Origin of the sequence: Halopiger xanaduensis SH-6 (assembly GCF_000217715.1) — an archaeon.
Taxonomy (GTDB): domain Archaea; phylum Halobacteriota; class Halobacteria; order Halobacteriales; family Natrialbaceae; genus Halopiger; species Halopiger xanaduensis.
In genome coordinates, this window is record NC_015658.1 from 135,584 (window position 1) to 156,771 (window position 21,188).

20 protein-coding genes are annotated in these 21,188 nt (G+C 64.4%); 14 read left to right on the plus strand and 6 right to left on the minus strand.

Features of this window, described 5'->3' with window-relative positions:
• Window positions 1-161: 161 nt before the first annotated feature.
• The gene (locus HALXA_RS18305; protein ID WP_013875746.1) at window positions 162-602 is read right to left on the minus strand and encodes a zinc ribbon domain-containing protein; all 441 of its coding nucleotides are present in this window, start codon (window positions 600-602) and stop codon (window positions 162-164) included.
• A gap of 297 nt (window positions 603-899) precedes the next feature.
• Here HALXA_RS18305 and HALXA_RS18310 point away from each other — a divergent pair, with 297 nt between their 5' ends.
• The 5 genes from HALXA_RS18310 to HALXA_RS18330 all read left to right on the plus strand — a co-directional run bounded on the left by HALXA_RS18310 (window position 900) and on the right by HALXA_RS18330 (window position 5,528).
• Window positions 900-1,523: a TetR/AcrR family transcriptional regulator gene (locus HALXA_RS18310; RefSeq protein WP_013875747.1), complete on the plus strand. Its 624-nt coding sequence runs from the start codon at window positions 900-902 to the stop codon at window positions 1,521-1,523.
• A 69-nt stretch (window positions 1,524-1,592) separates the two neighbouring features.
• Window positions 1,593-2,642: a daunorubicin resistance protein DrrA family ABC transporter ATP-binding protein gene (locus tag HALXA_RS18315; protein WP_013875748.1), complete on the plus strand. Its 1,050-nt coding sequence runs from the start codon at window positions 1,593-1,595 to the stop codon at window positions 2,640-2,642.
• Window positions 2,639-3,409, plus strand: coding sequence for an ABC transporter permease (locus HALXA_RS18320; protein WP_013875749.1), 771 nt, complete (start codon window positions 2,639-2,641; stop codon window positions 3,407-3,409). The genes HALXA_RS18315 and HALXA_RS18320 overlap by 4 nt, the downstream gene beginning before the upstream one ends.
• A gap of 251 nt (window positions 3,410-3,660) precedes the next feature.
• The gene (locus HALXA_RS18325) at window positions 3,661-4,245 is read left to right on the plus strand and encodes a YdeI/OmpD-associated family protein (protein ID WP_013875750.1); all 585 of its coding nucleotides are present in this window, start codon (window positions 3,661-3,663) and stop codon (window positions 4,243-4,245) included.
• A 104-nt stretch (window positions 4,246-4,349) separates the two neighbouring features.
• A complete protein-coding gene (locus HALXA_RS18330; RefSeq protein WP_013875751.1) occupies window positions 4,350-5,528 on the plus strand; it encodes a CBS domain-containing protein in 1,179 nt (392 codons plus the stop codon).
• A gap of 47 nt (window positions 5,529-5,575) precedes the next feature.
• Here HALXA_RS18330 and HALXA_RS18335 read toward each other — a convergent pair whose 3' ends face one another.
• Complete coding sequence (locus tag HALXA_RS18335) at window positions 5,576-6,511, minus strand: alpha/beta hydrolase (protein WP_013875752.1); 936 nt, start codon at window positions 6,509-6,511, stop codon at window positions 5,576-5,578.
• Between the two features lie 210 nt (window positions 6,512-6,721).
• On the opposite strand from HALXA_RS18335, the gene HALXA_RS18340 reads away from it, so the two are divergent.
• From HALXA_RS18340 to HALXA_RS18360, 5 genes are all read left to right on the plus strand, one after another.
• Window positions 6,722-7,015: a hypothetical protein gene (locus HALXA_RS18340; protein ID WP_013875753.1), complete on the plus strand. Its 294-nt coding sequence runs from the start codon at window positions 6,722-6,724 to the stop codon at window positions 7,013-7,015.
• Window positions 7,016-7,106: 91 nt separating this feature from the next.
• Window positions 7,107-7,856, plus strand: a complete 750-nt coding sequence (locus tag HALXA_RS18345) for a helix-turn-helix domain-containing protein (protein WP_013875754.1) — start codon at window positions 7,107-7,109, stop codon at window positions 7,854-7,856.
• 158 nt (window positions 7,857-8,014) lie between these two features.
• Window positions 8,015-8,671, plus strand: coding sequence for a lactate utilization protein (locus HALXA_RS18350; RefSeq protein ID WP_049895515.1), 657 nt, complete (start codon window positions 8,015-8,017; stop codon window positions 8,669-8,671).
• Window positions 8,672-9,196: 525 nt separating this feature from the next.
• Window positions 9,197-11,566: a heavy metal translocating P-type ATPase gene (locus HALXA_RS18355; RefSeq protein ID WP_013875757.1), complete on the plus strand. Its 2,370-nt coding sequence runs from the start codon at window positions 9,197-9,199 to the stop codon at window positions 11,564-11,566.
• Between the two features lie 81 nt (window positions 11,567-11,647).
• Complete coding sequence (locus HALXA_RS18360; RefSeq protein ID WP_013875758.1) at window positions 11,648-13,168, plus strand: globin-coupled sensor protein; 1,521 nt, start codon at window positions 11,648-11,650, stop codon at window positions 13,166-13,168.
• A 453-nt stretch (window positions 13,169-13,621) separates the two neighbouring features.
• Here HALXA_RS18360 and HALXA_RS18370 read toward each other — a convergent pair whose 3' ends face one another.
• Window positions 13,622-14,074: a universal stress protein gene (locus tag HALXA_RS18370; protein WP_013875760.1), complete on the minus strand. Its 453-nt coding sequence runs from the start codon at window positions 14,072-14,074 to the stop codon at window positions 13,622-13,624.
• A 188-nt stretch (window positions 14,075-14,262) separates the two neighbouring features.
• Entirely contained in the window at window positions 14,263-14,460 is a 198-nt protein-coding gene (locus HALXA_RS18375; protein WP_013875761.1) for a heavy-metal-associated domain-containing protein, read from the minus strand.
• 133 nt (window positions 14,461-14,593) lie between these two features.
• On the opposite strand from HALXA_RS18375, the gene HALXA_RS18380 reads away from it, so the two are divergent.
• The 4 genes from HALXA_RS18380 (at window position 14,594) to aroE (ending at window position 19,571) form a co-directional block, all read left to right on the plus strand.
• The gene (locus HALXA_RS18380) at window positions 14,594-15,184 is read left to right on the plus strand and encodes an AsnC family transcriptional regulator (protein WP_013875762.1); all 591 of its coding nucleotides are present in this window, start codon (window positions 14,594-14,596) and stop codon (window positions 15,182-15,184) included.
• Between the two features lie 100 nt (window positions 15,185-15,284).
• Window positions 15,285-17,891, plus strand: a complete 2,607-nt coding sequence (locus HALXA_RS18385; protein ID WP_013875763.1) for a heavy metal translocating P-type ATPase — start codon at window positions 15,285-15,287, stop codon at window positions 17,889-17,891.
• Window positions 17,892-18,114: 223 nt separating this feature from the next.
• Window positions 18,115-18,642: a universal stress protein gene (locus HALXA_RS18390; RefSeq protein ID WP_013875764.1), complete on the plus strand. Its 528-nt coding sequence runs from the start codon at window positions 18,115-18,117 to the stop codon at window positions 18,640-18,642.
• A 110-nt stretch (window positions 18,643-18,752) separates the two neighbouring features.
• Complete coding sequence (gene aroE / locus HALXA_RS18395) at window positions 18,753-19,571, plus strand: shikimate dehydrogenase (RefSeq protein ID WP_013875765.1); 819 nt, start codon at window positions 18,753-18,755, stop codon at window positions 19,569-19,571.
• A gap of 70 nt (window positions 19,572-19,641) precedes the next feature.
• Here aroE and HALXA_RS18400 read toward each other — a convergent pair whose 3' ends face one another.
• Both HALXA_RS18400 and HALXA_RS18405 read right to left on the minus strand, forming a co-directional pair.
• On the minus strand, window positions 19,642-19,824 hold the full coding sequence (locus tag HALXA_RS18400) for a hypothetical protein (protein ID WP_013875766.1): 183 nt from the start codon (window positions 19,822-19,824) through the stop codon (window positions 19,642-19,644).
• 134 nt (window positions 19,825-19,958) lie between these two features.
• The gene (locus HALXA_RS18405) at window positions 19,959-21,008 is read right to left on the minus strand and encodes a glycoside hydrolase family 88/105 protein (RefSeq protein ID WP_013875767.1); all 1,050 of its coding nucleotides are present in this window, start codon (window positions 21,006-21,008) and stop codon (window positions 19,959-19,961) included.
• Between the last annotated feature and the right edge of the window lie 180 nt (window positions 21,009-21,188).

Genomic DNA, 21,188 nt, shown 5'->3' on the forward strand with positions numbered 1-21,188 from the left:
CGATTGCGCAGCGCCATCGCAACTCGCGTTCCGCTTTCGTTTTTGACTCGAGCGGTCGTCTCCGACGACGAAGCCGCGCTGACGACGGCGAGACGGACTGCCGTAGAGTACGTGCCGAACGCGTTGGTGGCCGGCGGCCAGTAAGGACGGGTAGAGCGACGCTACGACTCTTGCATCTCGTCCGACCGTTCGCGCTCGTGGTCCTCGAGCGGCGTCGTACACCAGTGACAGAAGTCGAGTTCGGGATCAAGGTCCTTTCCGCAGTGCGGACAGGAGATCGCTTCTTCGGTATCGGCGGTGCCCTCAACGGGTGACTGCGATCGAACGACGTGGGCGCGAGCGAGGAGGTAGGCGTCGATAACGCTGAGTCCGGTGACGAACAACGACGGTGCGACTGCGAGCAACACGTCGCGGTTCGCGGTTCCGGCCAGAATTTCGTCGATCGCTGCCGGATCGACAAAGAGCGCGGTCACGGCGACCGAAAGGACGAGCCATCCGGCCGCACGTCGCAATCGTCGAAGGTACAAATGCCCGAATCCGGTGACGAGTGCGGCGAGCAGCGCTGCAAGCCACGGTCGCTTCTGTGATACCGAGCGAGGCATATGCTGACTAACTGTTCAGTGTGAATAAATCTTCTTCTCGGATTACTGGTTGGTGTTTCTCCGACAGGTGACAGCCAGTTACGGATTCGGTCGCTACACGTCGTCTCGAACGGATGATCTGCAACCACTGTCTCTCCAGCTAGTTCGAATGTAGACCGAACATTCAATCAGCTTTTATAGCCGGCGTTCGTATCCGGTAGCCGTTATGACGGGTTGCAGGGTATCACAGCGGGATCGGCATCGACATCGGCGAATCAGCAAACCCAAAACGCCGGACCGACACGAGCGCCCAGCACCATGACGCAGCTGCCGCCGTTCCTCGAGGAGCCGGACGACACGCAGCAAGCGATCATGAAGGCGACCTACGTCGCGCTCTGCGAACACGGGTACAGCGATCTGACGATCCAGCGGATCGGAGACGAGTTCTCGAAGAGCAAATCGCTGCTGTACCACCACTACGACAGCAAGGACGATCTCCTGCTTGACTTTCTCGAGTTTATGCTGGCGGAGTTCGAAGCCGAGATTCCGGCGGACGGCGAGGAGCGCTACGACGAACACGTCGAGGAGATCGCTAACGGTTCGATCGAGTTCGGCGGACCCGAGGAGAACCTCGACTTCGCGAAGGCGCTCGTCGAACTCCGCGCGCAGGCGGCCCACGACGACGCGTTCCGGGAATACTTCGAGCGGACCGACCGTTCTATCAGAGCGTATCTCGAGGAGACGATCCGAACCGGTATCGAACAGGGCGTTTTCCAGAAGGTCGACCCGGAGGAAACGGCAGCGCTGCTGACGATCGTAACGACCGGATCGATGTTTCAGCGGGCAACCGGTTCCGGTGCGGTAGTCGAGGATGCAGGCGCTGCGTTCGAGCAGTGCGTCCGGACGCACCTCCTGAACGCTGATTCCACGACGAGCGACTGATCCCGCCGGCTCGGGCGTCCGGCACGCACTTCAGTGTCGGCAAATTAATGTAATACAAAAATCGTAACTATGGTAGCGATACAGGTCGACGACCTCACCAAGACGTTCGGCGAGACGGTCGCCGTCGACGAGCTTTCGTTCCGCGTCGAAGACGGGGAACTGTTCGGACTGCTCGGGCCCAACGGCGCGGGGAAGTCGACGCTCATCAACATGCTCGTCACGTTACTCCGGCCGACTGCTGGAACCGCGACGGTCAACGAGCACGATATCATCGAGGAGACCGCCGCCGTCCGCAACAGTCTCGGCATCGTCTTCCAGGAACCCGCCCTCGACGAGGAGTTGACCGGCGAGGAGAATCTGGCCTTTCACGCGCGGCTGTACGGCATGGACCGCGACACCCGCCGCCGGCGCATCGACGAGATATTCGACCTCGTCGGGCTCGAGGACGAACGCGACCGGCCCGTCGGCTCGTACTCCGGCGGGATGAAGCGCCGCCTCGAGATCGGACGCGGACTGCTCCACGAACCGTCGGTGCTCTTCCTCGACGAGCCGACCGTCGGTCTCGACGCGCGGACGCGGCGCGACACCTGGGAGTACATCCAGCGAATGAACGATGAGGCCGGCGTCTCGATCGTCCTGACGACCCACTACATCGAGGAGGCCGAACAGCTCTGCGACCGCGTCGCCGTCGTTGACGACGGGGATATCGCAGCTATCGATACGCCGGACGCGCTCAAGGAGTCGCTCGGCGGCGACGTCGTCTCGCTGACTGTCGACGGCCCCACCACGGAATTCACTCGTCAACTCGAGGACCGTCCGTGGGTCGCGGAGTACGCGACCGACGACGATACCGTTCGCGTCACCGTCGACCGCGGCGCCGAGCGCATCGCCGATCTCGTGCGGCTGGCGGACGAGGCCGGCGCGTCGATCGCGTCGATCGACATTCACCGGCCGAACCTCGAGACCGTGTTCCTCTCGTTGACGGGGTCGACGATCGGCGAGCGGTCGTCAGCGTCGGGCGCAGCGGCTGAACCGGCGCTCGGCCGTACTGACGGCGGCCAGCAGGACAGGACGACCGATCGTCAATCGCAACCGGCGCCGACGGAGGACGACCGATGAAACTCGTCGATACGCGCAGCATCTACGCGCTCTGGTTGCGGGACGTCAAGCGGTTCCTTCGGACGCCCTCCCGGATCGTCGGCTCGATCGCGATGCCGCTGTTGTTTCTGGTCTTCCTCGGGTTCGGGTTCAGCGGCGCCGCCATCCCGGGGCTGCCAGAGGGCGTCGACTACCTCGAGTTCCTCGTCCCCGGCATGGTCGGATTCACGATGCTGTTCGGTGCGTCGTTCGCGGGTCTGTCGATCCTCTCGGATCAGGACGTCGGCTTCCTGAAGGAGATTCTGGTCGCCCCCGTCAGCCGCACGTCGATCGTCCTCGGGCGGATCGCCGGCGGGTCGACGACGGCACTGGTGCAGGCGACGCTGATACTCCTGCTGTCGATTCCGCTCGGGTTCCCCGTCAGCAGTCTGCTGTCGATCCCGCTCGCCGCGGTGTTTATGGTCCTGATCGCGGTCACGTTCGTCGGGTTCGGCGTGGCGCTGGCCTCGCAGTTCAACGACAGCGAGGGGTTCGGACTGGTCGTCCAGTTCATCATCTTCCCGCTGTTTTTCCTCTCGGGCGCGCTCTTTCCGCTCGAGAGTCTCCCGGGACCGGTGCAGTTGCTCGCGCTTGCGAACCCGCTGACCTACGGCGTCGACGGATTGCGCGCGGTACTGGTCGGTACCTCGTCGTACCCCGTCGTCGTCGACTTCGGCGCGCTCGTTATCTCGTCAACGATCACGGTCGCCGTCGGAACGTACCTCTTCGAGCGCGTCGAGGCGGTCTGAGCCCGCTCTCGAGTCGCTCGAGATTTCGATCACCGGGCTTGTTGAACGCCTCATTCGGTGATCGGTCTCGGCGGCCTTGCCGAATACAGAGCGCGAATTCAGCGCGAGAGGTCGCTATTCCAAGACGCGTTCGGAGCGGACAGTAGAGAAGACGTTACCGAAGCCATGATCCCATCTCCAATCCTCTGCGACTCCCCGCTGGCGCCCACGTTCGGAGTAGGATTATAGACGCGCGATGTCTTTCTTGAACTATGAACCCGATATTCTTCGAATCTCGCAACGAGTTCCGCACCTGGCTGGAAGAGAACCACGACACGGCCGAGGAGCTGTGGGTCGGCTACTACAAGGCCGACGCCGAGCGATCCGGTATCGGCTACGGCGAGTCGGTCGAGGAAGCGCTCTGTTTCGGGTGGATCGACGGCCTGATCAAGGGCATCGACGACGAGACGTACACCCGTCGGTTCACGCCCAGGAGCCCCGACAGCAAGTGGTCGAAGGCGAACAAGGAGCGGGTCGAAGCGATGATCGAGGCGGGGAAGATGACCCCGGCCGGAATGGAACTCGTCGAAGCGGCGAAGGAGTCGGGCGAGTGGGCGGACGCCTATCGGCTCGCCGACGACCACGAAACCCCGGCCGAACTCGAGGCGGCGCTGCGTGAGAACGAGACCGCTTGGGAGAACTTCCAGAACTTCTCGAACACTGACCAGCACGCTTTCATCGCGGCCGTCGAGGAGGCTAAGACGGACGAGACCAAGCAAAAACGCATCGAACGAACGGTCGAACTCGCGGCGCAGAACCTCCGAGCATACGACGAGAACAACAAGCGGCGGCTGTGACACGCTATTCTTATCACTTGTCGAGGATTTCAACAGAGTTCGATCACCGAAATTTGGACAGACAAGACAGACCGTTTAACAGCCACGACTCCTTACCGAACGCCATGGCAAGTTTCCGAATCGGTCGGATCTTCGGGATTCCGATCGAACTCGACCTGACGTTCCTGCTCGTTTTGCCGCTGTTCGCCTGGGTTATCGGCTCGCAAGTGGAGTTCTGGATCGACATCCTCGGGATCCTTCCGGAGGCGACCCCCTCGAGCGGCGCGCTCACGGAGGGGTCGACGCCGTGGCTGCTCGGGCTCGCGTCGGCCGTCGGCCTGTTCGTCGGCGTCCTGTTGCACGAACTCGGCCACTCGGTCGTGGCGTTACACTACGGCTTGACGATCGAGTCGATCAAGCTGTGGCTGCTCGGCGGCGTCGCGCAGTTTACCGAGATGCCCGAAGACTGGCGCCAGGAGTTCGCCGTCGCCGTCGCCGGTCCGATCGTCAGCGTCGCCGTCGGCGTGGTTTCGTACGTCGCCTTCGTCGCGCTTCCGGTCGATCTGCCGGCGGCCCGTTTCGTCCTCGGCTATCTCGCCCTCATGAACGTCGCGCTCGCCGGCTTCAACATGCTTCCTGGATTCCCGATGGACGGCGGCCGGGTTCTGCGCGCGTTGCTCGCCCGGAACCGGACCCACGTCCGCGCGACGGAAATCGCCGCGGCCGTCGGGAAGGCCTTCGCCGTGCTGCTCGGACTCCTCGGTCTGGTGGCCTTCGATCTCATCATGATCGCGCTCGCCTTCTTCATCTACATGGGCGCCTCCGGCGAGGCTCAGCAGACGGCGATGAAGGCCGCCTTCGAGGGCGTCACCGTGCGCGACATCATGACCCCTGTCGCCGATCTCGAGACCGTCACCGAGGAGACGACGGTCGCCGACCTCCTGGACCGGATGCTCCGGGAGCGCCACGTCGGCTACCCGGTGTTGCGAAACGGCCGGTTCGCCGGCATGGTGACCCTCGAGGACACCCAGTCCGTTCGCGAGGTCGAACGGGACGCCTACCGCGTCGGGGACGTGATGACCGAGGCCGGCGACGTGCCGACGATCCGTCCCGACCAACCGGTCATGGACGCGCTCGAGACGATGCAGGGAGAGGGCGTCGGTCGCATGCCTGTGATGAACGCCGACGGCGAACTCGCCGGCCTCATCTCCCGAACTGACCTTATGATGGCGTTCAACATCGCCCAATCCGGCGGCTCGCTCGGTCCGATTCAAACGCAGGAACGGCTGCTCGAGCGCCCGTAAAATCAGCGCCGGGACGCCATCGGACGGCTCCTATTTCTACGACGCTGTCAGGTACCCTCGAGCGCGTCGGAAAGATCGTCGCCGACGGCTGCGATCGCCTCGCGAGCCCGGTCGACGTCGCGAAGCGTCATGAAGCCGTGGATCATGTCTTCGTAGTTCTCGTAGCGCGTCGGGACGCCGTCCCGAACGAGCTGTTCGGCGTAGGCTTTGCCGCCGTCCCGTAGCGGATCGAAGCCGGCCGTGACGATCGTCGCGGGCGCGACGCCGGAGACGTCGTCGGCGTTCGCCGGATCCGCGTAGGGGTTGCGCCGGTGGATCTCGTTCTGATAGTAGCACTCGTTGAACCACTCCATGTCCGCTTCGTCGAGCACGAGTCCGGCGTGCTCCTGCACGGACGCTTGGTCCCGGTCGACGCCGACTGCCGGATAGAGCAGCGCCTGATAGTCGATCTCGGGACCGTCGCGTTCGGCGGCCATGAGCGCGCAAACGGCGGCGAGCGTTCCGCCGGCGGAGTCGCCCGCGACCGCAATCCGTCCGTTCCCGCCGACGGCATCGGGATTCGCAGCCGTCCACTCGAGGGCGCCGTAGGCGTCTTCGACTGCTGCCGGGAAGGGATGCTCGGGTGCGAGCCGGTAGTCGACCGAGAGGACGGCACAGCCGCTCTCTCGAGTGAGGTGTCGGCAGAGCCAGTCGTGCGTGTCGATGCTCCCCAGGACGAAGCCGCCGCCGTGGAAGAAGACGATCGTCGGGTACGGCCCGCTCGCAGCTGGGAGATAGAGCCGAGTATCGAGTTCGCCGTCGGGACCCGGAATCGGTCGGTCGAGCGTCCGTCCGACGCTCGGTCCGTTTCGGTTCCGAAGTCGCGAGGTTGCACGACTGAGGAATCGGAGGAGCTTCAACCCGTAGCGGTTGTGCGGCATCGGGATCCGTTCTTGGCGCTCGAGCGCGGCCTTCGCCTGCGGATCGATCCGTTCTGCCTGCATACGTGGCAGTTTGACGAACCGAACTAAGCCGTTCCGATCCCGGAAACGCACGCCCACTGCTACCTCGAGAGTGCTGCAGCTTCGCCGTCCGCCGGCGGACCTGGACGCTCGCTCGAGTCACTACGCGGAAGACGAACCGAGTGCTGTGAGTATCACACTGTGACAGCAGTTGGCGCCACTTTCACTACCGATTCTGAACACTAGACGACTATGGGAACCGAGACGGCCGATGATACTGACGACGTTCGCGTGTGGCTCGTCGAGCGGACTTACTCCGACGACGAGCAGAACATGATCATCCTCACCTACGCCACGCCCGACGGGGAGCGGTACTTCCGCAAGGAACGGGCGCTAACCTCGTTTACCGACGTCCGCGACACGACCGCCGCCGTCGACGTTCCGCCGACCAATCTCGGCACCGTCGACGATTCCGACCAGCGAGAGCAGTACGCCGCTGAAGCCCAGCGCATGGCCGAAATCCACGATCCCGACGACGTGATCTGAGCGGTATCGGCCACGGCTCGCGTGTCCGACCGCGAGGGCAACTACCGGGGTTGCTCCCTACCGTTTTACGTCGTCGGCGCCTACCTCGAGTATGCGCGAACTCGTCTTCGCCCTCGAGTACGAACCCGGCTGCAACAGGGTGGCGGATACGCTCGCCGACCACCCCGAGGCGCGGATCCGGTCGCTCTCCCTGCACGCGACCCCGGAGAGGCTCTGGCGCGTCGACCACGCGACCGGCGACCCGGACGCGCTCGCGGCCATCGAGGATGCATTCATTACCGCCGACTACTACGCCGACTGTCTCGCGACCGGCGACTGCGGCGCCGTCCAGACGACGCAGGTCTTAGAGCACGCCGCCGACACGCTCGTGCTCTACTCCTACTGGGAACGCACGCTCGACTGCGCGTCCGTCCCCCACATCGCGCTCGAGCACCTCGGCACCGGCGTCCTGTTCGAGACGCGCCACGAGGGACGCCACTACACGTGGCGGCTCATCCACTCCGGCGAGGGCGACGTTGGGGCCTTCTTCGACGAGCTCGAGGCGGCCGTCGGCGACTGCGCGCAAATGGAGATGCTTCGGACCGCCGAGGCGAAACCGACTGGGAGCGAACCGGCCGACGGCGCCGGCGGACTGCCGCCCGAACAGGACGCCGCACTCCGGGCGGCCGTCGAGCACGGCTACTACGAGTCGCCGCGGGCGGTCGACGTCGGCGACCTCGCCGAGCATCTCGAGGTGCCCCGGTCGACGCTCACCTACCGGCTGCGACGCGCCGAAGAGCAACTGGCGAAGCGATACGTCGCGGACGGACCGGGTGCGAGCGATCCGTCGCAGTTGCTCTGAGGTGTCCGGAATATCCTATTGTGTCCCATGTCTAACAGCTTCCTATGATGGCCCGGTAACGGGTGATAACACCGATGTTAGTAGCCGACACCGGTGTCCGCGAGCACTTATGGGCCGTCTGTGACTATCAGTTCTTGTCGACACAACCGCCATCGAATATGTCACAACAGAAATCTGACTACGCGGACGAGGCTACCATCGACGAATCGCTAGACGAACTGCCGACCGACGACGACCTCGAGAAGACCGTCGAGAACCTCGAAGCCAACGGGTTCGACGTCATCGTCGTCGACTCGGCCGACGAGGCGCTCGCAGAGATCCAGTCGCTCGTTCCCGCCGGGGCGTCCGTGATGAACGGCCACTCGACGACCCTCGAGGAGATCGGCTTCGTCGAGTACCTCGGCGAGGGCGACCACGAGTGGGAGAGCCTCCCCGACGAAATCTGGAGCATCGACGACGACGCGGAGCGACAGGCCGCTCGTCGCGACTCGCAGACGGCCGACTACTTCCTCGGCGGGATCAACGCGATCGCTCAGACGGGCGAACTCGTTGCCGCCGACCGCTCGGGCAGCCGCATCGGTGCGTATCCCTTCGCCGCCAGCAACGTCGTCATCGTCAGCGGCGTAAACAAGATCGTCCCGACGCTCGACGACGCGCTCGACCGACTCGAGTCGGTCGCCTACCCGCTCGAAAACGAGCGCGCCAAGGAAGCCTACGGCGTCGAGTCCGCGATCGCAAAGCAACTCATCTTCCGACAGGAACTCGAGGAGGGACGCACGACGGTCGTCCTCGTCCGCGACCGTTTCGGCTACTAGCGATCGAGACTGTACTGGGAACCCGGTACTGCTGGATCCGCCGTTTTTGATCGGGACGAGTATCGTCTGTCGCTGTAGCAGGATTTCACCGCAATCAACGCCTAACTACGCCGTGAACTGATCGTCGGTCGACTATCTCTCAACCGCAATAAGAGAGCTTTAACTCAGATCATCACACACATCCGGTTGAATGGGCAACGAGGACGAGAAACGGCGGGCAGCAGCAGTGTGTGAGAGTTGTGGGACTGCTCACGCAGTTCGTCTTGGTTCCGACGGAGAAATACAACCAATCGGCAGCGAACTAGCTAATAGCTGCACGTGCGGAAACGGCGATCTTCGTATTCTCAGCGCCGATAAAACTGTTCTTGACGACGTCGATACGTGAAATCTCCTCGATCGTGTGCAATGACTATTTGAATTGCTCGCATCTTCCCTATCTCCCTATTTTCCATTGCTGATGCCAGCTTCCTCGAGTTGGAACATTCCAACGAAGGCTTATCGAGATGACGCCCCTAGCTCGACGTAATGACAGACGGAACCGCAGCGCGGCAGACGAGTGGGGGTGGGCAGCAGACGTTGACCGCCCGGCTCGCGGTCCCCGAGATGGACTGTCCCTCCTGCGCGGGGAAGGTGGACAAGAGCCTGCAACGCGTCGAGGGCGTTGTCGACGCCGATCTCAATCCGACGACCGGGACGGCAACCGTCACGTACGATCCCGAGCAAACTGCCGAGAGCGATGTAGTGGCAGCGATCGAAGGAGCGGGATACGAGGTGACTGGCGGAACCGGCGGTGACGCCGACACCGAGACCGGCCAGTCGTCCGACGGCGTCGACGTCGCACCGCCTACGGAAGTCTGGACGACTCCGCGAGCGAAGAAGACGTGGCTCGGCGCGGCGTTCGTCGTCTTCGGGCTACTCTTCGAGTTCGTCCTCGAGGCGCAGAACGTCGCCGTCGCGAGCGTCCTCGGGACGCCGCTTTCGATCGCCGATGTCCTGTTTCTCGGAGCCGTCGCAGCCAGCGGCGTGCCGGTCGTCCGGAGCGGCTACTACTCGGCGCGCAACCGCAGCCTCGACATCGACCTCCTGATGGGGACGGCGATCGTCGCCGCCACCGGGATCGGCTACTTCGTCGAGGCGGCGACGCTGGCCGTCCTGTTCAGCATCGCCGAACTGCTCGAGGACTACGCGATGGACAGGGCCCGCGACTCCCTGCGCGAGCTGATGGAGCTCTCGCCCGACGAGGCGACGGTCTACCGCGACGGCGAGGAAGTGACCGTCCCCGCGGAGGACGTCAGCGTCGGCGAAACCGTCATCGTCCGCCCGGGTGAGAAGATACCGCTCGACGGGACCGTCCAGGACGGCGAGAGCGCGGTCGACGAGTCGCCGATCACCGGCGAGAGCGTCCCCGTCGACAAGACGCCCGGCGACGAAGTGTACGCCGGCGCGATCAACGAGGAGGGGTACCTCGAGGTCGAGGTGACCTCGACGGCGGGCGACTCGACGCTCTCGCGGATCATCGAGTTGGTGCAGGGCGCACAGGCCAAGCAGACGGACACCGAGCAGTTCGTCGACCGGTTCGCGGGCTACTACACGCCGCTGGTAGTGGCGCTGGCGATCCTGACCGCGGCCGTCCCGCCGCTTCTCATCGGTGATTCCGTCGCGACGAGCGTCCTCGGCTACGAGTTCGTCTTCGCCGCCGACTGGGGAACGTGGTTCGTGCGCGGGCTCACGCTGCTGGTGATCGCCTGTCCTTGCGCGTTCGTCATCTCGACGCCGGTCTCGGTGGTCTCGGGGATTACGAGCGCCGCGAAGAACGGCGTCCTTATCAAGGGCGGCAACTACCTCGAGGCGATGGGCGAGGTCGACGCCGTGGCCCTCGACAAGACGGGCACGCTCACGAAGGGCGAGCTCGCGGTTACCGACGTCGTCCCGCTCGACGAAACGAGCGAGACCGATCTCCTCCGGTACGGTGCCGGCTTGGAGCGACGCAGCGAACACCCGATCGCCGACGCAGTGCTGACCCGCGCCGACGAGGCGGGGCTGGACGACTTGCCCGAGCCGTCGTCGTTCGAGAGCCTCACCGGCAAGGGAATTCGCGGCGAGATCGACGGCGAAACCTACTACGCCGGCAAGCCGGCACTCTTCGAAGACCTCGGCTTCGATCTCTCTCGAGCGCGTCGTCCGACAGAGACCGACGGCGGCGTCGCTGCGGGCTCGACTACGGTGGCGGATGACTCCGCCTTCAGCGAAGAGACGCTCGCCGAACTCGAGCGGGAGGGAAAGACGGTCGTCCTCGTCGGCACGGCGTCGAGGCTGCTCGGTGCGATTGCGATCGCCGACGAGGTTCGGCCCGCTTCGAAGCGAGCCGTCGAACGCCTCCACGAGTTGGGCGTCGACCGCGTCGTGATGCTCACCGGCGACAACGAGGGGACCGCCCGCGCGATCGCCGACGAGGTCGGCGTCGACGAGTACCGCGCCGAACTCCTGCCCGACGAGAAAGTCGACGCGATCGAGGCCTTGCAGCGCGAGTATGGAACCGTGGCGATGGTCGGCGACGGCATCAACGACGCGCCGGCGCTTGCGACCGCTGAGGTCGGGATCGCGATGGGCGCTGCAGGGACGGACGCAGCTCTCGAGACAGCCGACATCGCGCTGATGGGCGACGATATCGGCAAGCTTCCGTACCTGTACGCGCTCTCGAACACGGCAAACGGCGTCATCCGCCAGAACATCTGGGCGAGTCTCGGCGTGAAACTCCTGCTCGCGATCGGCGTGCCGTTGGGACTCGTCAGCGTCGCGATGGCCGTCGTCGTCGGCGACATGGGGATGAGCCTCGGCGTGACCGGGAACGCGATGCGACTCTCCCGGCTACAGCCCGACCGGTTCTTCGACTGAGGGGCAGCGGTTTCCGAAGGCGAAGCTGTCCCCTTATTTGGCCGGTAATTATACCTGGATCGTGTTTGCAATTATGAGTGAATGAACGCAGGGGACGAACGGATAACGCCGGCCGTTAGACGGGACGTCGACGGGGCGCAGCTGGCCGGCGAGATCGGTATCGACGGACGGGAGATCGAGTGGCGCAAGGAATTTACCGGCTTCGACGATGCCGACCGGCGGCGGCTGCAGGCCCTGGACGATGTCGCCGGTCCGATCGTTGACGAGACGGTCGACGACTTTTACGACAATCTCCAGTCGTACGAGGAGACGCTCGAGATCTTCGATCGCTCCACGAAGACGGTCGAGCAACTCAAACAGACGCAGCGACAGTATCTCACGCAGCTCTTTGCCGGACAGTACGACGAGTCGTACTTCCGGCGTCGTGCGCGGATCGGGAAGATACACGATCTGCTGGACCTGGGACCGAAGATCTACCTCGGGGCCTACTCCGTCTTCTACGAGCACCTCCTCGAGGCGATCGTCGAGGATCTGAAAGCCGACCTGCCCGAGACCGTCGACGAGACGGCGGCGACTGACGGCGACGGCGAGACGCGGTCGCCGGCCCAAGCGCTGGACGAACTGGCGGCGCGAACGCTGTCGCTGCTGAAGGTGACCAACCTCGACCAGCAGGTGGCGATGGACACCTACATCCACTCGTACAGCCAGCGGCTCGACGATATCATCGACGAACAGGAGGCGCTGATGGAGCAGGTCAGTCGGGAGGTCCAGCGGCCGCTCGCCGATCTGGAGGCCTCGGCCACCGACGTCGCAGCGAGTTCCGAACGGATCAGCGAGAAAGCGCGCGATCAAGCCGACTCGATGGAGACCGTAACCAGCGAAGTCGCGGACATGTCGGCGACGGTCGAGGAGATCGCCTCGACGGCCGAGGAGGTCGCCGCGACCAGCGCCGAGGCCGAAAGCCAGGCCCAGGAGGGGCGGGAGGCGGCGACGGAAGCGATCGAGTTGATGCAGTCGATCGATACGTCGACCGCCGAGGTCGCCGCCGACGTCTCGCAACTCGAGGAGCGCATCGACGAGATCGACGAGATCGTCGACGTCATCAACGATATCGCCGACCAGACGAACCTGCTGGCACTGAACGCCTCGATCGAAGCGGCACACGCCGGCGAGGACGGCGACGGGTTCGCCGTCGTCGCCAACGAGGTCAAATCGCTGGCCGAGGAGTCCCAAGAACACGCCCGCGAGATCGAGGGGCTGGTCGACGAGATCAAAACTGACACCGCCGAGACGGTCGCGAGCCTCGAGGAGACGACTCGGGAGATCGATCGCGGAATCACGCAGGTCAACGACGCGATGGAAACCCTGCAGGACATCGCCCGCGCCGTCGAGGAGGCGTCGGAGGGCGTTCGGCAGGTGTCCGACGCGACCGACGATCAGGCCGCCAGCACCGAGGAGGTCGCGTCGCTGGTCGACGAACTCCTCGAGCAAGCCGATCAGGTTGCCGACGAGATCGAAGACGTCGCCAGCGCCAACGAGGAGCAAGCCGAGAAAGTCGAACGGATCAGTTCGACCGTTTCTCGCCTCTCGGACAGCGAGTAGTCGCGGCAAATAGGGTATCTAGGGCTCCGGAATCGCGATCGACTCGTTGCAGGCCGTGGGATTTTCCGCCGCTCGACGCTATCACTGTTCATGGCTGGATTAATCCGGCGAACGGCACGGGCGATCGACGAGATGTGGCGATCGATATGGCACGAGTCGAGCCGCGCCGAGAAAGTCGTGATCGCCGTTCTGCTTCTGGTGACCGGGTTGGCAATTCCGGTGCTCCCGATCGTCTGGATCGCCCGAATCGTTGCCAATTGAGTACTGAATCGGTGAGCGAGATACGGGCGTCGTTTTCGAACCGTCCGATTTCGTTTTCGTTTCGATCGAACGTTCGACGACGACCTCGCGCGATCGACCACCCGAGCGAAACGACGCGGTCGCCGATTCCGGAACGCGGTCGTGAACGGAACGGCGACGGTCGCGTGCAGCGGCGCCCGTCATCCTACTCGATCACGCGTCTTCGACCGGCGTCTTCACGATCGTGACCGGTCGATCGGCCATGCGAGCGACGCGCTCGGCGACGCTGCCGAGCAGCCGACGGTACTCGCCGGGCCGATTCTTGGAGCCGACGACGACGAGTCCGATATCCGTCTCGTCGCTGTACTCGAGAATGTCCTCGTGGGGTACGCCGTGGCGAATCTCGGCGACCGTCTCGAGTCCGGCCTCGGCCGCGCGGTCGGTGATCTCCGCGACCGCGTCGCGGCCCGCCTGCTCGAGGGCGTGCTCGAGGCCTTCGAATTCGTGGACGTACTCGTCGCCGGGGTAGGAACTGTACGCGTCGGCGTCGACGACGTACAGCACGTGCAACTCGGCGTCGTACCGCTGGGCGGCATCGACCGCGTGCTCGATCGCGCGATCGACTCCGGGGCTCATATCGGTCGGAAGCAGTATTTTATCGTACATTACGTATTACGTCTCCGCGTTGACTGATAAATCGCGGGCGCTGTTCTATCGGTTTTAGATCGGACGGTTGTATTCAAGTATCTGCGGCAGCGGTTAGGCAGAAGTAGAGTCGGTAGGGCGACCGCGTCGTGGTCGGGTCGTAGGGACCTCGACCGTACCGACGGTGACTGGCTATTGTCGTCGATCGCTCACGCCGACGCGTCGTAGCCGGCGTCCTCGACGGCGCCGACCAGCGCATCCGGATCGGCGGTACCCTCGACCGTCGCGGTCTCGGCGTCGCGATCGGCCGTCGCCTCCGAGACGCCCTCGACGTCCTCGAGGGCCTCCTCGACGGTCTGTTCGCAGTGTTCACAGGACATCCCTTCGACGGTGATCGTCTGACTCATGGTCGGGTGAAGCTAACGGGGCCTGATCTTTGTGGGTTTCCCCTTCGATTCGAACGTTCCGCGCCGACCGAACCCGAACGATCCAAAGTGGAATGCGGGAAACAGTATAGTATCCGGAGCGAGTACCAGTCCTATGCGCGAGCTGGACGAAACGGATATGGAGATTCTGTCGCTGTTGGCCGAGAACGCCCGCCGACCGTTCAGCGAGATCGGCGAGCAGGTCGGATTGTCGGGGCCGGCGGTCTCGGACCGCGTCGAACGGCTCCAAGAGGCCGGTATCATCAACAACTTCACGATCGACGTCAACCGGTCGCAGCTCCGTGCCGGCGTTCCCGTCCTGATCCAGGTGGAACTACCGGTCGACTCGCTCGAGCCGGCCCGGGAACGCGTCGGTGACGCCGACGGCGTCGAACACGTGTTCGTGACGGCGGAGGGCGACCTCTGGTTCTACGCGCGTATCGAGGCGCAGAACGTCCGGACGTGGCTCGAGACGCTGCTGGACGACGTGACGGTGTCCGACTACGCGGTGACGCTGGTCGACCGCGTCGAGTGGACCCCGTCGATCGACGGCGTCGAGTTCGCGCTCTCCTGTGCGGAGTGCGGGAACACGGTCGACAGCGAGGGGGAGACGTCGCGGATCGACGGCGAGGTGTACCACTTCTGCTGCCCGTCCTGTCTCTCTCGCTTCGAGGATCGGTACCAGCGATTAGAAGAAGGCGCGTAACTTTGACTTTGGGTTCGAAAGTTGACCGGCTTCCGTAGCCGGCATATCGAAGGAGAAAACCGCCTAAAGCTGGGGTCCGTACTACGATATAAGATACAGTATGGCCACCCGAACTACCCACCTCGATATCACGGGCATGTCCTGCGCCAACTGCTCGGCGACGATTCAGGACACCCTCGAGTCCCTCGACGGCGTTTCGGAGGCGAACGCCAACTACGCCACCGACGAGGGCTCGGTTACGTACGACCCTGACGAGGTATCGCTCGTGGCGCTCTACGACGCGATCGACGACGCCGGCTACGGCGCCGTCTCCGAGACGGCGACGATCGCCATCGCCGACATGTCGTGTGCGAACTGCGCGGAGACCAACGAGGCCGCCCTCGAGAGCACGCCCGGCGTCGTCGACGCGGAGGTCAACTACGCGACCGACGAGGCGCAGGTCACCTACAATCCCGCCGATGCCTCGCTCGCCGACCTCTACGACGCCATCGAGGACGCCGGCTACTCGCCGGTCCGCGAGGACGACAGCGACGAGGAGTCAGGACGGGACGCGCGCGACGCGGCCCGGCAGGACGAAATTCGGAAACAACTCCGGTTGACGCTGTTCGGGGCAGTGCTGTCGGCCCCGTTCCTGTTCTTCCTGGCCGATCGGTTCCTGTTGGCGGGGAGCTACGTCCCCGGACAGGTCTTCGGCCTCGAGTTCGGCTGGCTCGAATTCGCACTCGCGGCGCCCGTCCAGGCCGTACTGGGCTGGCAGTTCTACAGGAACTCCTACAAGGCGCTCGTGAAGAACAAGCGGGCCAACATGGATGTGCTCATCGCGCTGGGCTCGTCCACGGCGTTCGTCTACAGCGTCGCCGTTCTGCTCGACCTCATCGCCGGCGACGTGTACTTCGACACGGCCGCGTTCATCCTCGTGTTCATCACGCTGGGGAACTACCTCGAGGCCCGCTCGAAAGGCCGGGCCGGCGAGGCCCTCCGGAAGCTCCTCGAGATGGAAGCCGAGACGGCGACGATCGTCCGCGAGGACGGGTCCGAGGAGGAGGTTCCGCTCGAGGACGTCGAGGTCGGCGACCGGATGAAGGTCCGGCCGGGCGAGAAGATTCCCACCGACGGCGTCGTGGTCGACGGCCAGTCGGCGGTCGACGAGTCGATGGTCACCGGGGAGTCCGTCCCCGTCGAAAAGGAGGAAGGCGACGAAGTAGTCGGCTCGACCATCAACGAGAACGGCGTGCTCGTCGTGGAGGCGACGAAAGTCGGTTCGGACACGGCGCTCCAGCAGATCGTCCAGACGGTCAAGGACGCCCAGTCGCGCCAGCCGGAGATCCAGAACCTCGCGGATCGCATCTCGGCGTACTTCGTGCCGGCGGTCATCGCGAACGCCCTGTTCTGGGGGACCGTCTGGTTCCTGTTCCCCGAGGCGCTGGCCGGATTCGTCGACTGGCTCCCGGTGTGGGGCCAGGTCGCCGGCGGCCCCGCGCCGGCCGGCGGTGGCGTGTCGGTCTTCGAGTTCGCGGTCGTCGTCTTCGCGTCGGCCGTGCTGATCGCCTGTCCCTGCGCGCTCGGGCTCGCGACGCCCGCCGCGACGATGGTCGGGACGACCCTCGGCGCGCAGAACGGCGTGCTGTTCAAGGGCGGCGACGTCCTCGAGCGCGCGAAGGACGTCGACACCGTCGTCTTCGACAAGACGGGGACGCTCACCGAGGGCGAGATGGAACTCACCGACGTGGTCGTCATCGGCGAGGACGGGACTCCGCTGTCGGACGGCGGCGAAGCGGCGCCGGACGGCGGCCAACTCGCCGCGCAGCCCCAGCGCTCGGAGGACGACGTTCTCCGACTCGCCGCGTCGGCCGAGAGCGGGAGCGAACACCCGCTCGCCCGGGCGATCGTCGAGGGGGCCGAGGAACGCGGCCTCGACGTTAGCGATCCCGACGCCTTCGAGAACGTCCCCGGCCACGGCGTCCGGGCGACGGTCGACGGCGGCGAGGTGCTGGTCGGGAACCGGAAACTCCTGCGGGACGAGGGGATCGATCCCGAACCGGCCGCCGAAACGATGGAGCGCCTCGAGAAGGAGGGCAAGACGGCGATGCTCGTCGCCTACGAAGGCGAACTCGTCGGCGTCGTCGCCGACGCTGACACGGTGAAGGAAACGGCGGACGACGCCGTCGCGGCCCTCCGCGAGCGCGGCGTCGACGTAATGATGATCACGGGCGACAACGAGCGGACCGCCCGCGCGGTCGCCGAACGCGTCGGTATCGACCCCGAGAACGTGCGCGCCGAGGTCCTGCCCGAGGACAAGTCCGACGCGGTCGACCGCATCCAGGACGAGGGCCGACAGGCGATGATGGTCGGGGACGGCGTCAACGACGCCCCCGCGCTGGCCGTCGCCCACGTCGGAACGGCGATCGGATCCGGGACGGACGTCGCCATCGAAGCGGCCGACGTGACGCTGATGCGCGACGATCCGCTGGACGTGGTGAAAGCGATCCGCATCTCGGACGCCACGCTGCAGAAGATCAAGCAGAACCTCGTGTGGGCGCTGGGCTACAACACGGCGATGATCCCGCTCGCGTCGCTCGGCCTCCTGCAGCCGGTACTCGCCGCGGCCGCGATGGCGTTCTCGAGCGTCTCGGTGCTGACCAACAGCATGCTGTTCCGCCGGTACGATCCGGACCGGGACTACGAACTGCTCGGCCGGTTCCGCTGATCGGAACCGCCGGCACGAGTCCGATACTCTCATTTCTGTCTATTCTGTATAAGTGATATATGGGTGTTGAATCTCCGTAGGCGCGGCTCGACTTTGCAAGCAGTCCCCTCACGACGACTGGCCCCGAAGCATTCGACTAAATGGATTATCTATTCGGCGGCCAGAAGCGACAGAACGAGCTCGCTGACGACGAAAAACGCATTTCTACAGTAGTCGATTCACAATGGTAGATTCAAATACAACAAACCGAGATCGGTCTCGTTACCAGCGGGGTGAGGACCGTGGCCAATCAGTATCATCAATAGTCGTAGCTGTTTCTGAAATGGATAGCGACCAAATTGATAACGTGAGTGATGTAGTTGCGGAGGTCGCCGGTCCTGCTCACGCAACTGTCCATCTCGTCTGTCCCTTTTCGGCCGACGAGTTCGAGACGACGATTACTCGACTCGAGTACGACGCCGAATCGCCGCCGGAGCCGGACGAACTCGCAAAGCGGTCGCAGTCGGTTCGGGACGTGGCGACCGAATTACGCGATCCGGCTCGAAACTACGGGATGCCGATTACCGTTCACGGTCGGATCTCCGATGATATCGGCGAAGCGATCGTCGATATCGCGACCGAGGTTACCGCCGATCGCGTCGTTATCTGCGGCGGGAACCGGTCGCCGACGAGGAAGGCCATATTCGGGAGTACGTCGCAGTATGCGCTCCTCAATTCGCCGTGTCCGGTTACGTTCGTCCGCGACGACTGAAGAATTCGCCGCCGCCATCTTGATTCGGCGCACTTCCCGGACCGACGGCCATCCGGGTACTCGTGCAACAAATCGTGAAAATTATCTTTCTCGCGGTAGCGACCACGGGTATGGACGTCTACGGTATCATCGGCAATCCCGTCGAGCACTCACTGTCGCCGCCAATGCACGAAGCCGCCTTCCGCGAGCGCGGCATCGACGCCAAGTACGTCACCTTCGAGGCCGATCCCGATCGGATCGAGGAGGCGTTTCGCGGCGCCGAGGCGCTCGGAATCGACGGCCTGACCGTCACGCTGCCGTTCAAACACGACGCATTCGAGTTCGCCGACCCGGACGTGCAAATCGAGCGGGTCGGTGCGGTCAACACGATCGACTTCACCGAGTCCGGGCCCGTGGGGTTCAACACCGACATGACCGGGACGCTTCGCGCCTTCGAGCACCACGACGTCGACCTCGAGGGGGCTCGAGCGGTCGTCGTCGGCGCCGGCGGGGCCGCCCGGGCGCTCGCCTTCGGCTTCGAGGAAGCGGGCGCGGACGTCCAGATTGCTAACCGCACGGAGTCCAAGGCACACGACCTCGCCGACGAGGTTCCGGACGCGACCGGTCACGGACTCGACGAACTCCCCGGCCTGATGGCCGACGCCGACGTCGTCGCCAACGCGACCAGCGTCGGGCTGGAGTCGGACGAGTCGGTCGCCCCGGCCGACGCCTGGCATGGGGACCTCGTGGCCTTCGATGCAGTGTACAAGCCGCTCGAGACGCGGTTCCTGCAGGACGCGGCGGCCGCCGGTGCGCAGACGATCGACGGCGCCTGGATGCTGCTGTTCCAGGGCGTCGACGCCTTCGAGATCTGGACCGGCGAGGACGCGCCGCTCGAGGCGATGAACGAGGCGCTCCGAGATCGGTTGGACGACGACTCTCAGCAGTAGTGAGGCGGAACCTGGCTCGGGATTGCTACGTCGGTGCACATCACAGCTACGGACGAGCGTGCCGAGAAGTTCACCGATACGCTCGAGTGATCCCCCAGAACAGTGCCGCTGCGACGCAGACGAACGAGGCGACGGTGGCGAAGAAGAGCAGTCTCGGGACGATCGGCCACACCAAGATCGCGATGACGACCAGCAGAAGGACGATAATGAGATTGAGTCGGTGAACGATCGCATCTTCTGCTGTTGTCTTCATATCTCCAATTTCACCTTCTCAATAATGTATCTTTAACAACAGTGGGGATCACCCATTTCCTGCCGGCGATTTCGTAACTGCTCGATTCGGCGAACCTATCGAGCAGCTACGGAGAAGGTGTTTTCGTCCGCGCCTCAGACGTCGAGGTCCGCCTCGAGAACCCGCTTACCGGCGATCAGGAACCAGCCCTGGCCGTAGAGGTTGATCGCCTGCGGGGCCTCCGGACCGCCGGGCATCGCCGCGTTGCGCTGGACCGCGCCGTCCGGAGTCACGACCGTCTTGGCCGCGCCGATCGCGTCCTCGGCGACCTCGCGGTACTCCTCGTCGAGGAGGCCGCGGTCGACGGCCTCGGTGAAGGCGTAGGCGTACTGGAGGGTCCCCGAGGTCTCTAAGTACATCGTGTCGTCGTCGATGAGGTGGTGCCAGAAGCCGCTCGCGTCCTGGTACTCGGCCATGCTCAGGAGGTGGTCGGTGACGAGCTCCTCGAGGCGGTCGCGCTCGGGGTGGTCCTCGGGCACGTAGTCCAGCGTGTCGAGGACGCCCGTCGCAAGCCAGCCGTTGCCGCGCAGCCAGAGCGAGCCGTCGGGGTAGCTGTTGGGCTGTTCGCGCCAGATGTGTCGGTAGAGGTCGGTGTGCGGGTCGCGGAGGTGTTTATCGTGGACCAGAATCTGGTCGACGGCTTCGTCGATTGCTTCGGGCCTGTCCGCGATCTGGCCGTAGCGAGCCATGAACGGACACATCATGTATATGGCGTCGATCCACAGCTCGATATCGTCCATGTGGTGGGTGATCCCGCCGTCTTCGCTGCGGGGGGCGTCCTCGTGGAGGTACTCGAACTGTCGTCGGCACGCCTCGAGGTAGGACTCGGGCCCGCCGTTCTCGTAGGCCTCCAGCGCGAGCACGGCGACCGCGCCGGCGTCCGGGATCGGTCGGAAGATGCGGTGCTCGTCCCACTCCGGGACGACGTCGATCGAGCCGTAGGCCATCAGGCCGTCGCTCGACTGCGAGCGGACGGCCCAGTCGATGTACCGCTCGGCGATTTCGGTGTGTTCGTCGTCGTCCGTCGCCAGCAGACCCCGAAGTACCATCGGCCGCTCGCCCTGGATGAAATCCTCGAAATCGAGGTCGATCGTGTACTCGGCGACGGTCGGGAGCAGTTCCTCTAGCGGACGTTCTCTAGCCATACGAAGTCATGTGACGGATTATCACTTAAGGTTATAGATGTCGTTTGCATCGCCGTCCGTCGTCTCGTCCACCGGAGTCTTCCCGCGGCGACAGTCGAAGACGTATCGAGACCGGCGGGTGTAATCAGTCCTTGAACGGCAGGCGATGACGCGAACGGTCCGACGACGCTCGCGACAGGT